This is a genomic window from Pseudomonas fluorescens, from assembly GCF_018614655.1.
In the GTDB taxonomy this organism is placed as follows: Bacteria; Pseudomonadota; Gammaproteobacteria; order Pseudomonadales; family Pseudomonadaceae; genus Aquipseudomonas; species Aquipseudomonas fluorescens_BX.
The window spans coordinates 405,205-419,900 of record NZ_JAGGOG010000003.1 but is presented as its reverse complement, the minus strand read 5'-3'; the positions used below and the strand labels follow the sequence as shown (position 1 = coordinate 419,900).

Sequence of the window (14,696 nt, the reverse complement as noted above, 5' to 3'; positions counted from 1 at the left end):
GGAAAAATGCCACAGCGAACTGGAGATTTATTCACAGGGTGTTCTTAACCCCTAGCACTATCAAACCTTAGGGGGCGCCGGCGGAACAACAGCACTCATATGTAAAGCTACGCTCTGAGATATAATTGAAGAAATAATATCGAGCAGCGGTTTGAAACCTGTAAAATCAATAGAGTTTTGTTTCTTCTTTATTACATGCTCTGCAAAAAAATGCTTTCCATATTCATCGGCTTTCAAATCTTCGTTTTTATCATTAAACTTTTTCCCGTCCAGAGTTTCTTTTAAGGTTTGCAAGGGGAAGAAATCCTCAATCTTGCTTTCCAACGCTCCGTTTAGTTTTGGAGTGGGGACGACGTAGAGGCCTTGAGCAATATGGTAATACGGTATACTTCCATCAATCGTGTCAGCTGTCTTTGTTGTTGTTTTGATGGTGGAGTATATTTCTTTGGCGCCACGATCATTGTCAATCAAAATAATTACAGGAAAAGGCGACTTTCTACTTTTATACCTGGCTATGTTTTTTGAGAAGTCCGAAATGAACGGCTTAAGATTAGAGGTTCCACCACTAATGCCGAGCAGGCTTGAATTTAGTCTTGAATATTTGAATAGTGACACGTTTAGCTTTAACTTGTTTTTATCCTCAAAAGTCGCAAGCAATGGGTATTGTTTGGCTAGACTACGTATGGCACACCTTAAATATACGTTATCCGTCTTCCCCTCGCAGATTATTGTCGGCATGGGATTGGCATAAAAGCTTTTGTAGAAAATCAGGTCTCTATGGACTTTTTCAATTGATGAGAGTTCTGTCTGAGCGTTTTTCAAGCCGGCTTTTAATACAAGATCTTTGTTGTGTTGAGAAACCATGGCGATATAGCTGAACATCCCAGAGAGCTGATCTACGCTTCCTTCTATTCTTTCAGAGGTAACCTGGCCTTTGTCTTTTATCGATAGTCGTTCGACTTGGAAGCTGCCGTGCTCAAATAATCTATGCGCCATCGCTCTAGCCTGCCGCCTATACGGAGCAGGTACATTAACTTTTTCGTTGACCACTAAGCCAGTTACATCTTGGCGTGAGTCTTGATATTGCAATCGGGTCTTACGAGCATTGACCTTGAAACCGCATTTACTGATGATCTGTTCTAATTTCGCGCCAGCCACCCAATCATGGTGATTATCACCAGGAGACACCAGCTCTAGTGGGAACTGTTGCTTATTCGTCGAAAAAGTCAAGTCATCCGCGTACCGCGAATAAGTACATTTCATGGAAGTAGCCATTTGGGCAAGCTTAATGTCCAGCAAATGACCTATAAGGTTAGACATTACCGGTGAGCAGGGGCTGCCCTGTGGAAGTTTATTGTCGAAACATATTATTTGGGCCAGTACCGTGGCGACATTTGGATTCAATGAGAAGTTTTTATTAGTTATGAAAAACCCTCGTACCCGTCCAAAGTTTATACTTCCAAAAAAATCTTCCAGGTCGACATTAAGAACAAGACGTCGTTTTCTATGCGTGCTAGCATTTGTGACTATTGAATAGCCGCGCTTAAAGCCATGAGACAATGTTTGAGTAATTTTTTTAGACTCGTTTATTTCTTGTATGCAGTCTTGGAGATACTCGGAAACCCGGCTTTGAAGGTTTTTCAATTCCGCACATGGTGCGTGGATGTCTCTAAGCGCACCTGACTTTTTTGGAATGGTAAAGCTGGTGTAAAGTCTTTCTTTTGAGTATTTATATAGTATGAATGATACAGCTTTTGGTTGAAATCCAAGCGCAATAGAGAGGTCGCGAAGTGTTGCAGCACTTTGTAAAAGTTTTAGTTTTATCATATTTGGTAAGTAGGCTTATAGATACTCTTATGCGAAACTTCAAGTAACCCTGAAGCGCCAAACAGCTTGCAAAATTGTAGGAGCAATGTACTCCGACATTAGGTATCACAGATCGCGAAACACGACCAAAAATCTATCTATAAGCCTAGTCAAATACTAGCACAGTGCTACTCAGCGATTGCAACAAAAAAGTGGACTGATTTGACCTTCAGTGCCAGAAGGTGTGCCTTCTGGCATTCTGCATGGCGGTAAAACTCATGCATATTCAGAACCATGCGGCTTATAGGTCTACGATTCCGTAAAGAGCGGGCTTTTTCAGAGTATCCCTAGCCATGTGGTAAACAGGCCGACGAACCTGATCCAGCTACTCAGACATGTTGAGGCTGACGACATTCGAGACGTAGCACTCCCTGAGTTTCCTCATCAGGCGCTGCTCGATGCGCGATTACTCTCAAGGGTTTATCAACGTTTAGCGACGAGTTCAAAGCAGGCTGGAGGTGATTGCGGTGATTTCTGATGCAGAGCTACGGCATCGTGAGACCGAAAGGCGAAAAGCACTTTGGACGCTTGCCCACATCCTTCCTGGGGATGTCAGGGCGCTAGATGCGCTGGAGGTTCTTGATGATATTGAGCAGCAAGAACGGTTTGACACTCCATCAATGGAACAGCCTCTCAGCGTTGAGGAGGTTCTACGTTTCGTACTGACTGAGTCACACCCGATAGGTTGCCGCATTGTTCGCGAGTCAAGCATTCCGCAGCCATGGCGAGAGCGTTTCCTGCGAGCCAGCGTGGGATCAACACGTGTCCCGGAAGGGCCATACGAACGCGATTGGGATAAATTTCTTATCGAATGGCAAAATGAAATGCGGCATTTGGAAAAGCACAGAGCTGCTAGAGGCAAACATAATTAGGGCCTGATGTCGGGTATTAATCCTTTTGTTCTTGACTACATTCAAGGGCGTTTCTGTTCCCATCACCTTGGCGAGCCCATTCATCGAAGACCGCTTGTGTACAACGCGACTTGTGCAATACTGTATGCATACACAGTTTTTGCAGGGAATTGCAAAAAGCGTATCGACACGAAATGTCAAAGGACTGAGGACGGACAGGGTATGAGCACCAAGTCAGCAAACTTAAAAGTAGCGCTTCCTCGCTGTCGGCACTGCCAGCGTTATTGGCAACCTGACGAGGGTGTAGTAGCTAGCAGCACCTACTGTCCGTTCTGCTCGGAGTCCAGGCGTGCCGAAGCGGCACAGCGCCTTGGCCTCAAGCCTCTCAAACCAGCTGAAGAGAACGATTTTTACCTGCTACCTCGCGCTCTTCGCCGTGCCCGATCCTAAACCTGCCTGATCGGTTTAGGACTGGGTATACGTGCGAGACAAATCGTTCAAGTGAAATCCTAAGCCGCTCGACTTATATCTCAAAGTAGTCCTCAAGTTGCTTTATTAGCTGGCGCTTCGCCACTTTTCCATTCGAGCCGCCTAACGATTTATTTCGCCCGGTAACCCCAAACGGCTCACTCCAGGATTTCCATTCATGACTTCGTGGCGAATGTTGCGTCCATTCAACGATCTTCCGTCTTGTTCCTAAGATTTGCTCCCACCTCACCAAACTAGGGGTGACGGTGGCAGCCCAGTTAGGCGTGGGCAGACCCGATAAAGCATTTAGAACCTGGCCGGCGGTTTGATAGCGTAAAGCCGGATCATCGTTGAGCATTTTTCGGATCGCCCTGCGCCACGCTTTTGGTATGTGCGGGAGCCATTGGAGTGTGTCGACGAATCCGCCATCTTGCACTATGTGCTTAGGAGCTATTGCGTCGTCATACCAGATTTGCCCATGTAAAAGGCGGTAAAGGGTCATGCCAAGAGCCCAGATATCGGTCTTTACACTGGTGCCATTCCCAAGCCAAACCTCATAAGCGATATGGTCTAAATAACCAGCCTGCGAGCCATACCCTAGGATCAAATTATCGGTAACCAGTCCGAAATCGCCAAGTTGGGCTACCCCTACAGCGTCAATAAGGATGTTGCCAGGCTTGATATCCCGATGAAGCATTCCCCGCGCGTGCAGTGCTTCCAAGCCTAGGGACACCTCTGTGCCGGCTTTGCGTGCTTCGAGAAGCCGCATTGGCCTCACCTCGTAAACGCTCTGAAGTGACCCGCCAGGGCAGTAGGCCATACAGAAACGGATGCTGTTGCCGTCCGGCAGCTCTTCTATGTGATAGACCTGAACCACGTTCCGATGACGAGCCTTTGAGAGATTCTGAGCCTCGGCGAGAAAGCCTGTTTTATATTGCCGCCACTCAGGGTCGGTATGCTGTGGTTTTCGACTTAACACTTTGACGGCAACCTGGCCGTGCACGCCATCTTCGCCAAGAAAAACTTCACCGAAGTGGCCATTGCCGAGCTTATGGCCGACCAGAAGCGCCGGTACAATTCCGTGCATCAGGCATTCCTCTGGGCAACGATGAGCATCGCGGCTTCGCGACTGGTTTTTCTCAGCTTGCCCCCCTCTGTGTGCTCATTCCAGAAGTCGTCGTCCTTCAAATATTCATCAACCTTTCGCTCGCCATATGTGCGGCTGATGACGGCCTTCGAGAGTATTTTGACTTCGTTCAGTACAGACGCGGCGGCAGCGATGACCACGCCCCGCACTTCAGCGCTTCCAAGCAATGCCAGCTTTGCAGAACCAGTTGGTAACGCACTTGCTTTAATAACGACTTGGTCGACCTTGTGCTCGGTCAGATAACCTGCACAACGTTGATGAAGGACTGCAAGCGCGGGCCCTCGATCACCTTTTTGCAGGTTCCAAGTCGTATCGGAATGTATGGTGATGGGCTGCTTGTTGTCGTCTGGCACTTCGGCATTCACAACCGTGATGACCTCTCCTACGACTACGAGGCTTACGTAACGTCTTGTCATTCTTCTACTTCCTGTAAGGGGGCTTTCGCTGGGCGGTGAGTGGAGTGCCCGGGTAGTCTCAGTCTATCAGCACAAATGAGGAGGTGGCACTTGGCTGCCTAACCACCTGCAGCAGGTAATCCCGGCCTTTATCCAACATTAAGAAGGCTGACGGTACAAAACAGAGAGGTATCAAATGACTTGCAAGCGCACTCGGCATCTCGGCTATGGGATTGTTGAGATGAGATATCTGAGGGGGCGCTAGGGAGTGGCTGTGATCCATCATTTACCGACACAACGCGGGCCAGCCCCGTTTCTGCTTACGCGCATGCCGGGTCACAAAGATTCAGCACTACAGCTTTGCCGATCCTTCTCTTCGCCTGTTCATATCCTAGATGCAGACCTACCGCTGCAAGCAGATCTTCTGGAACTTCCACGGTGACATTGCTGCTCCCATCTGCCGACGTGGAATTTGCAGGTAAGGAGGGGCAATCAGTAAACGCTCGAAATTGAAAAACTCTTAGGTCAAATGCTCGCGTCAAACGAATCCATGGCTGCGCTGGGTGAGTCGAACCACACAAGGTCAGCAGAGTTCAGAGCCCGGATGATCCGCTGGTTGGCCTTCGTATCAAGAACTGTCTGATCATTATTCTTAGGCAGCGAGAAGAGGTCTGTCGAAGTGACGGCGTACTGCTTTGTTGTCAAAGATTCGAGGCATACGTAGCGCACGGATGCGCCGGAGGCCAGACGGCGCCAGGTCACGACTTCGACAAAGTCATCCATCCCCGAAGCGCTTGGCGAGGAGCCTCCCTGGTGGCCGGTCGACGGAGCGGTGGTGAATGGGGGCGCGTGAGTAGTACGGTTCGACGACGGCGGCTGGACAAGGTGCTTCAGCTCTTCTCGGCTCGCCATTACTCGTTCGCGAAGCTCTTCCGGATCTATAGAGAGTCCGCCACGATCAGTCACCGAGTAATTCTTCAGCTGATTCACCGCAGCGATGAAACGACGCTCTTGCTTCTGTTCCCAGGCCGACCTTTTATCTTTAAAGAGCCACGTCCAGAGCCGCATGAGCCATCCCATTTTTTCCACCTTGACTTGATCCATAGGAGCATCTTCAGCGATGCCAGGAAAAATGTCCTCGCCTTTTTTCGCGCATGACATGAGTTAAGTCCATTGAGATCAATAAGAGCTGCAATGCTAGGTTCAGGTGGGCGGAAAGGCAGGTAGATTTTAATAATCCCAGCGTTCTTCAGCCAACAACGACCTATTCAACTCATCGCGATGCGTTTGCCATTGCGGCAAATACTGATCCATCAGGCCGCGAAAACGGTCGTTGTGGTGGCGTTCGGTTAGGTGCAGCAGTTCGTGGACGAGAATGTATTCCAGGCATTGGATCGGCTTTTTGGCTAGTTCCAAGTTGAGCCAAATACGGCGGGCGGCGATATTGCAGGTGCCCCACTTGGTTTTCATCTTCTTGATGCCCCAAGCGTTCGCCTCAACCCCCAAGATCGGCTGCCATTTATCTAGCAGCGTGGGGATTAGATTTTTCAGCTCGGCACGATAGAAGGCTTGAAGCAGCTCTTCGCGCCGCTCCGTACTGGTCTCCGGGCGCACGAAGAGATCCAGCGCGGCCTTGCCACCCAACACGGCCCGCATTGGTACACTGCCTTCGACTACCCGCAGACGATAACGCTGACCCATAAAGTAATGGCTCTCGCCGCTGACCATGCGCCGCTGGGATTGTCGCGGCTGGACTTGAAACTTGGCTCGTTGTCGTTTGATCCAGCCGAGCTTGCCAACCACTGCTAAGCGCACAGCATCGTCGCTGACGGCCAAAGGGGCCGCCACTCGCACCCGACCCAAGGGCGGATAAACGCCCAAGTGCAGGTTTTTGATGTTCTTGCGCACCACCTCAACGCTCAGGCCGCTGACCGTGATGTTGTGGCTGTCAGTAGTCACGTTGGCTCATTACCAGTTCCAGCAGTTTATCCAAGGCCTTATGGGCAGCGCCTGCGTGGTACTCGCCGGCAAGCTCTGCCGCATCGTGGCCGGCTGCATCAAGCACCTCTTTGAGCGCCAGACGCACCTTGCGTACCTTGAAGGCGTTGTTGCGCCAATCATCCTGACGGTTGGCCAACACCGCGTTATCGACTGCCAACGCTAACCCGGCGTTTTTATCCAGATTGTCATACAGCGCCCGACGCGCCCCGGTGTTCATGGTCGATGGATAACTATTTGTAGTGCTGGGGTTTTTGGCCTGTTTGGCCAGTTCAACAACCTCCTGCAAATACTCCTGATAGCTGATGGCGTCTTCTTTGCGCTTAGCGATCAAGGCATCCAGGAGGGATGACATGGTCTCGTAATACTTCGGGTTGATCGGCGACTCATCGATAATCAGCTTGCGCACGTTGTTTTCGATAGTCTCTGCCACAGCCACCTGGCTGCTGCGAATGCCCTTGGGCAACGCTTCAACCGCGTCAACGCCGCGCTCGACGATAAGCTGAATCAGCGACATATCATCGAATGCCGAGATTTTTTCACTCTCCTCGGCACGGATGTAGGTGTCGATCAAAAAACGCATGTCCGGCTCATAGGCCTTGAGGTCGATGTAATCGCCGCTGGCAACCTTCACTTCGTCACGTACTTTGTTGTAGTGATCGACTTCGTCTTTGATCTCGGCAATTTGCTTGGGGCTGTAGCCAGCCTCTTCCAACTCGTTGGCCACGCTGGCGAAGCAACGGATCAAGGCAGAGGTCATCTTGTACAGGTTTAGCCGGCGCGGTTCGTTGGCCTTGAGTTGTTCGGCGTTGCCCGATTCAGTTCCGCAAAAATAGCGCAAATAAGCCGGCGTATCTCTTGGCCGATCAACGAGCTCGCACAGCGCCTTGATCGTCTCACGCGCATCCTCAAGGTCGTCTCGGGCGTTACTGAGGCGGTCTTGCAGTAGGCCAGCGACATCGGCTTTATCGAAGCCATCCAGCGCTCCGCTGGTGTAATCGTCGATAGAGTTTTCAAGCTGCTTGAACAGATCTTTGTAATCGATAATGTAACCGTATTGTTTGTCTTCACCGTCTAAGCGGTTGACCCGGCAGATGGCCTGAAACAGGCCGTGGTCGCGCATTTGTTTGTCAATATACAGATAGGTGGCTGAAGGCGCGTCAAAGCCGGTCAGCAGCTTATCGACCACAATCAGCAGCTTCATCTGCCCTGGCTCTTTGACGAACTTCTGCTTAACCTCTTTCTCGAACACCTCTGGATCTTTGCCGTTCAACATCTGGTTGTAGATATTGTATTTGCGCAGCTTCTCGGTCAGCCCCTCACCCGTAGCCTCGCCCTTGATATCAGTTGGCGATGGTTTGTAGCTGGTGACAATGGCGCAGGTGTCGGCCATACCGGCCTTGGCAAATAGCTCGTAGCACTTGCATGCCTCAAAGATGCTGCTAGTGACCAGCATCGCATTACCTCTCCCATTTGCTAAGCGGTCGCGGGTGGCCAGGTCGAGCATGATGTCGGCGACAATCTTTTCCAGTCGCGACTGGCTCGACAGCACTTTTTGCAAGGTGCCCCAGCGCTGCTTTAGCTGGGCCTTGGCCAAGTCATTAAGGCCCTTGGTTTTGGCCTCAAACCACTGATCGATTTTTTTCTGCGAGGTGATGTTCTGGTCGATATCGCGGGCTTCATAGCGTAAGTCCAGCACTACGCCATCTTTAACGGCTTCGTCGAACTTGTAGGTATGGATGTAGCCGCCAAACACCTCGATGCTCTTTTGCTTATCAGCCTTGAGCAACGGCGTGCCGGTGAAGCCGACAAACAGTGCATTGGGCAGAATCGCCTTCATCGCCTTGTGCAGTTCGCCAGACTGGGTGCGGTGGCACTCATCGACGAACACATAGATATCGCCCTTGGCGCGAAAGTCAGCCGGCAGGTTCTTACGCAGCTCCTCAAGGAAACCTTTGATATCAGTGTTATCCGAATCATCTTCTTCGCGGCTGCCGAACTTATGCACCAACGAACACAACAACCAGGGCGCAGGCTGGTTCAGCTTGGCGATTAGGTCAGCGCCGCTCTGGCTACGATAAATTTGCTCATTGACCCCTGTAAAGACCTTCTCGATCTGCTCGTCCAGTTCGGTACGGTCGGTGATGATCAGTACCCGTGAGTCTTGTACGTTTTCACGAATCCACTTGGCCAACCAAACCATGGTCAGTGACTTACCACTGCCTTGCGTGTGCCAGATGATCCCGCCTTCGCGGCGGCGCAGCTGATCCTGCGCTGCACGCACACCGAAATACTGGTTCTGCCGGCAGAGCTTTTTCACCCCGCTGTCGTACACCACATAGTCGTGCACCAACTCTAGCAAGCGGCGTTTGCTGCACACCTGTTGCAGGTGGCGATCCAGAAGGTTCTCGACCGAGCTGTCTTCCTTCCAGGTCAGGAAATACTTCTCTCCTGTCTGGATGGTGCCGTAGCGCATGCCCTGTGTGTCGTTACCCGCCATCACCAACTGCATGGTGGAAAAGAACGGCTGGATGAATTCAGGCTTCTGGTTATCAAGGTTTTGACGGATCCCCTGATTGACTGCCGTTCGGGAACGTTTCAACTCCAGTACGGCTAAGGCAATACCGTTGATGTACAGCACGATATCCGGGCGTTTGGTGCTGGCCTTGGCGCCGGCGCCCTTAACCGTTACTTCCTCGGCTAGTGCGAAGTGGTTGTTCTCGGCACTTTTCCAATCGATGAGCCATACGGTTTGGGTGTTCTCGCCCACCTCAGTCTTAACCCGTACCCCATAGCGCAGCAACTCATATACAGATTTGTTGCGGTCATACAGGCTTTTGCTGGCATCTGCGGCGACCTTGGTCAGCTCGAACAAGGCGCGGGTGATCAGCGTGGCGTTCACCTCCTGTCGGGTCAGCCAACTGCGCAGCAACTCGCTTTCGATATTTGCATTGTTTGGACGTTCAGCCCAATCGCCCAGGTAGTCGTAGCCCAGTTCCTGCTGGAATAGCTTGACCACGCGTTGCTGAGTTTTTTTCTCGATCTGGCCAACAGTGCTCATGAGTGATAAATCCTTTTATGGTCAGCCCATTAGAGCTGTCGGCCATTCAATTTTGGGAACCGCGAATGTAATTGCCTTTGTACTTGATGTGTCTAATCGAATACGTCCGGTCAGCAGTTCCTGCATCAAGCCCTGCTTGAGCTGGCAGGCCTTGTCGCGGCGGGTTTTGAGGAGGGCGAGTTCGCTGTCCATTTCGGAAAGAATAGTTGCGATTGCGGCTTGCTCGAAAACGCTTGGGATTACTATTGCAACAGATTCAATAGTTGATGCGTTCAAGCTTGGGACGCCAGAAGCTTCATTGTATGAGCGCCAGTCGATCATCAGAAATTTGTAGTAAATAAATAACGGCACGGCTTCCCGAGATATTTCAGTATAAAAGAGAGTATCCACAGTCCAGAAAGGTTTGTCGCGATAAAATGGCTTGTCAATCGTTCCTTTTCTTCCAATTAATACTGATGGTTTGTCATAGAGAAATGTATTGGTTCGACCTATTTCTCCACCAGTTGCCAGAATAGGAAACTTACCGCCTGAGACTTCTATTGCGCTTTGGTTTTTACCGTGACGTACTCGGAGCACATCCCCCAATCGTTTCACCTCCCACTCTCCACTAAATCCCGGCAGGCGTTGTTGACCGGTGAGGAGTCGCTGCATGGTGGCTTGTTTGATGTCTCGCTTTTTATCGATCAGCTGCTCTAGACCGCTGATCAGGGCATCCATGCCGGATAAGGTTGCGGCAATTCTCTCTTGCTCGGCAAAGGAGGGAAGCAGAATCTGTAAATCTCTAAAGACAGGCATGTAAATGGAGTTGTGCGTGCTCCCAGCCATAAGCCGTTCCCACTCGGGAGCTAAGAATCTAAACAGATAGACTAGATAGTGGTTGTGCAATTCTTTGCCGCAGATGTAATTGGCGAAGTCTTGGCTTGTACACATGGCTCTAGCCATGGTTGTGGCTTTTCCAACAGTCGCAGTTCTGGAAAATACAACTGTTCCAGAAGGCAGCAAGCGCGCTGAGGAGTTTTCTATGCCCAGCTTTGTAACTTTCTGCTTGGTATCATAAATTTCTTTAATATCTAGAAATTCAGAGTCGTGTAACGAGATCCATGGAATATCACCATCCCAATATTCGGGATTCCGCTTACTGGGCGTATGTCCACTTTCAAGCTTGGCAACGCTTGTAAGTTTTACGAGATTCCAGCCATGAGGTATCTTGTCGGGCATGGGGGTAATGCGCCCTAACTGCCAATTGGCAAGGGTGTTAGGGTTATTAACACTCATACAGTAAACCCCATATTAGCGAGGTGTGCATTAACCTTGGCCGCCAGAGCCTCCACTTCGGTATTCAGCGCCGGCAGCGGTGTGGCATAGCGTTCGGCCAGTTGGCGAATACGCCCGCTGAGAGCGTGGGACACTCGATCCAGCTCAGTCTGTACATCGACGGCGAGGGTATCCAGCCATTTGTCGTCCACCACCAAGGTTTTCAGTTCTTCCTCACTGAGCTGGGTGTAATGGGCCCTCACTTTGGCGTCGAGCGATTTTTGCTCGGCTTTCACTTTTTTGCCGGCCTCGGCTTCCTGCTCGATCAGCTCAAGACATTGTCCCATCGCCTGGTACTCCTCGGAAGCATCGAGGTCGTTCCTGATGGCCTTGATGCGGTCTTTCACGCTTTTGGCGGTGAGCTTACCCTTATCGGTTTTACCTTCGGCTAACAAGCCGTCTTCGCCACCTTGCTCTTCGTCCAGCTCTTCCAACTGGCGGCTAAAAGCGTCGCGGACTAATTCAAGCTGCTCAATAGCAGCTGCCTCAGTGGTGAAGTGGTGCTTGATCAGCAGCTCTGGCGGCAGTAAGTCAGTGTTCGGTTGGCCTTGGTTAGCGCCATCAACAATCAGCGCCTGCCAGCCGTCGCTGACCAGCTGATAGAGATCGTCTTGCATGACTGCGGCCCAGTAATCGAGCAGGTGTTGATACACATCGTAGGCATCCAGCAGCGGGGCTTGGGCGAAGCTGGCGAGCAGGTCTTCGGCCAGACTGTCGATCAAAGCCTTGGGTTTGTCGCCAATAGCGATGGCATGTAGACGCGGGCGATTGCGGGTTTTCCAGCCTTCGAACAGTTCGGTAATCGTCTGATTGAAGGCGGTGAATTCTGGGTGAGCAAAGATGGTCGGATTGATCTCGCCAATGGCCACTTTCAGCTGGCTGTAGCCCGGTCGTGCTGGGGCAAACAGCCTGGCGCGTACCGCAGGGATAACCTGCCAATAGGCGGCCAACGCATCGATGTCTACGTTTGGAATGCCGCCTTGCAGGTGGGCGGCAATGTCTTGTAGGTCATCAGCGGCGCTAGCGTCGATATAGCGCGGGATGTTGAGGTTGTAGTCGTTGTCAGCAATCTCGGCCAGTGGCACCAGGCGCGCGTATTTGGCTACTTCGTGCTGCTGGGTAAATGTATCGACAATTTTGTGAATGTCTTGCTCGCGCAGGCGGTTTTTGTTGCCATCTTTAATAAAGCCTTTGCTGGCATCGAGCATAAAGATGCCTTTGCGGCTGTGGGCGTGCTCTTTATCCAGCACGATGATGCAGGCCGGAATGCTGGTGCCGTAAAACAGGTTGGCCGGTAGGCCTATGATGCCCTTAACAAAACCCTGCTGGAGGATGCGCTGGCGGATAGTGCCTTCGGCACCGCCACGGAACAGCACACCGTGGGGCAGAATGACCGCTCCTTTGCCTGAGTGTTTCAGCGAGGTAAGGATGTGCAGCAGGAATGCGTAGTCACCATTTTTCTCCGGCGGGATACCAAAGCCGAAACGCTCAAATTCATCCTCAGCCGGATTGAAGCCGTTGCTCCATGCTTTAGTCGAGAACGGTGGATTGGCAACGACGAAGTCGAAACGCTTTAGTTTGCCTTTGAACGGGCCATGGGCTTCTGTGAAATAAGGCGCGGAGAGACTGTTATCCTTCCAGATGGTAGCCGTCTCGCAACTGTGCAAGATCATGTTCATCTTGGCCAAGGCGCTGGTGGCGTTGTCCATTTCCTGGCCGTAAATGCTTAGGTCGAGGTTGGTGGCGTGCTTGGCCTCGTCGTGGGCTTTCAGCAGCAGCGAGCCAGAGCCGCAGGCCGGGTCATAAATGGTCTGGGTGCTGTCCGTGGCGGCGCTAATGCCGATGACCTTGGCCATGATCCGTGAGACTTCTGCCGGGGTATAGAACTGGCCCTTGCTCTTGCCTGACTCTGTGGCGAAGTGGCGCATCAGATATTCGTAAGCATCGCCGAGGATATCGTCCCCCTGAGCGCGGTTGCCTTTGAAGTTGAGTCCGGGGGAATCGAAAATGCTGACCAAATTGGAAAGTCGATCCACCATCTCCTTGCCTTTGCCAAGCTTCTCGGAATCGTTGAAGTCGGCCACGTCAATGACGCCAGTCAGGCCGTTAGCCTCGGCAAGGGTGCGAATGATGATGTTGAGCTTGTCGCCAATCTCCTTATCGCCTTTGAGCGCGATCATGTCGCTAAAGCCACCGCCGACCGGCACCTCCAGCATGGCTCTGTAATTGCCCGCATATTTGTCGGACACGTACTTCACGAACAACAGCACCAGGACGTAATCCTTGTACTGTGACGCATCCATGCCTCCACGCAACTCGTCGCAGGACTTCCACAGGGACGAATAGAGTTCAGATTTTTTGATGGCCATGGGGTGAGTTACTGCCTGATGAAATGAGGTATGAATGAGGTGGCGATGACTATGTAGGGCGCTTAATTGCTTACGTGAACGACCTGCAAAGGCTGCATGTCGATTGATTCGAAAATATGCACTTTTTAGCTTGGGAAACCTAAAGACCGGCTGCATCACTGAATTGCTGTGTGTGGCCGAGAGCACGATACCGCTCTGCGACCGCATGCAGACGCCGGGAAAAACCATGAGTCAGCCGCTTGAGTGACCGAGATAGCCCATGTCCCAGTTGATACTGCTGCTCCATGCCGCCTTCCGCGCGCTCGTTGATGCCGAGCATTGTCGTGATGTGAGAGGACTGGCGCAACCATCTTAAGGCGTCCGCTTGACCCTTCAAGAGTTGAGAGCAGAGCTTCTACCCTCGCTACTATAATCGTAGGATTTGAGGTCAGCTGGGATTCTGTCCACACAGCTGGCCTTCTGTCAGGTGGAGGTCGCTATGCCCCATACAGCCCAGCAGAAATCTAAAGCTCGGCGAGGCCGCCCGACTCTCGAATCGCAGCGGGCTCTTTATCAAATCAAGCTGTCTGGGTGGGGTTTTACGTGGTCGTTTAGCCTAGCTCTGCCCAATAATTCAAGGGCTAACGAGGGTCATTATAATGAACACATGATTCTCACGCTGAAAGGCGAAATGCTCTACCCGGAGAAATTCAAATACCGAGATGTCGAATGCCAGCTTTACGCAGACCCGCGATTGACGCAAGACATCGATCCTCCTAGAGGAATAGGGTCTATGACAGCGAGCGGGACACAGTTGATTGCGTATATAGCAGTGCCGCGCGAGCGGATTGACGTTTTGGTTGGTGCAGCCGACCGACTATTGTCCTTAGAGTTGAACGCCACCCCTTTGCATTACAGACGTGCGCTGGTTATGTCGATTCATTTGAGTACGGAGCCAGAGCCCGACTGGTGACCTATCACTGGATTGGTGAGCTCTATCCGTAGTTATTTTTTCTAGTGATTGATCGTTTTTGAACAACCTTGTCGAGGCTGAAAAATGTCATTCAGTGGTCGAGCACTGCTATTCGACCTCAGTGGTGATCTTCGAGCGCTGGAGGGTGCACTGCTGGTTCACGGAGTGCGTCTCTATAAAAGACCGTTTTGCGTTTTGCACTGTAGGGCCCAGATACCGTTCGTCTGGAATTTGGTGCGGTTTGAATGATCCTACTGAGAAAGGTGTGGTCAGTG

The 14,696-nt window shown here is 51.4% G+C and carries 8 protein-coding genes; all 8 read right to left on the bottom strand.

Features of this window, described 5'->3' with window-relative positions; translation table 11 throughout:
* Positions 1–60 precede the first annotated feature (60 nt).
* The 8 genes from J7E41_RS04565 to J7E41_RS04530 all read right to left on the bottom strand — a co-directional run bounded on the left by J7E41_RS04565 (position 61) and on the right by J7E41_RS04530 (position 13,697).
* Positions 61–1,827: a retron Ec67 family RNA-directed DNA polymerase/endonuclease gene (locus J7E41_RS04565; RefSeq protein WP_214990465.1), complete on the bottom strand. Its 1,767-nt coding sequence runs from the start codon at positions 1,825–1,827 to the stop codon at positions 61–63.
* Positions 1,828–3,240: 1,413 nt separating this feature from the next.
* The gene (locus J7E41_RS04560; RefSeq protein ID WP_214990463.1) at positions 3,241–4,272 is read right to left on the bottom strand and encodes a serine/threonine-protein kinase; all 1,032 of its coding nucleotides are present in this window, start codon (positions 4,270–4,272) and stop codon (positions 3,241–3,243) included.
* Complete coding sequence (locus J7E41_RS04555) at positions 4,272–4,748, bottom strand: hypothetical protein (protein WP_109521224.1); 477 nt, start codon at positions 4,746–4,748, stop codon at positions 4,272–4,274. Before J7E41_RS04555 ends, J7E41_RS04560 begins: the two co-directional genes overlap by 1 nt.
* Before the next feature lie 504 nt (positions 4,749–5,252).
* Positions 5,253–5,888, bottom strand: coding sequence for a hypothetical protein (locus J7E41_RS04550; protein WP_214990461.1), 636 nt, complete (start codon positions 5,886–5,888; stop codon positions 5,253–5,255).
* Between the two features lie 69 nt (positions 5,889–5,957).
* Entirely contained in the window at positions 5,958–6,686 is a 729-nt protein-coding gene (locus tag J7E41_RS04545) for a M48 family metallopeptidase (RefSeq protein WP_353049387.1), read from the bottom strand.
* Positions 6,676–9,786 carry a type I restriction endonuclease subunit R gene (locus tag J7E41_RS04540; RefSeq protein WP_214990459.1) on the bottom strand — a complete coding sequence of 1,037 codons (3,111 nt, stop codon included), beginning with the start codon at positions 9,784–9,786 and terminating at the stop codon, positions 6,676–6,678. The genes J7E41_RS04545 and J7E41_RS04540 overlap by 11 nt, the downstream gene beginning before the upstream one ends.
* A 21-nt stretch (positions 9,787–9,807) precedes the next feature.
* Positions 9,808–11,061, bottom strand: coding sequence for a restriction endonuclease subunit S (locus J7E41_RS04535; protein WP_214990457.1), 1,254 nt, complete (start codon positions 11,059–11,061; stop codon positions 9,808–9,810).
* On the bottom strand, positions 11,058–13,697 hold the full coding sequence (locus tag J7E41_RS04530) for a type I restriction-modification system subunit M (RefSeq protein ID WP_251029319.1): 2,640 nt from the start codon (positions 13,695–13,697) through the stop codon (positions 11,058–11,060). The genes J7E41_RS04535 and J7E41_RS04530 overlap by 4 nt, the downstream gene beginning before the upstream one ends.
* Positions 13,698–14,696: the final 999 nt, after the last annotated feature.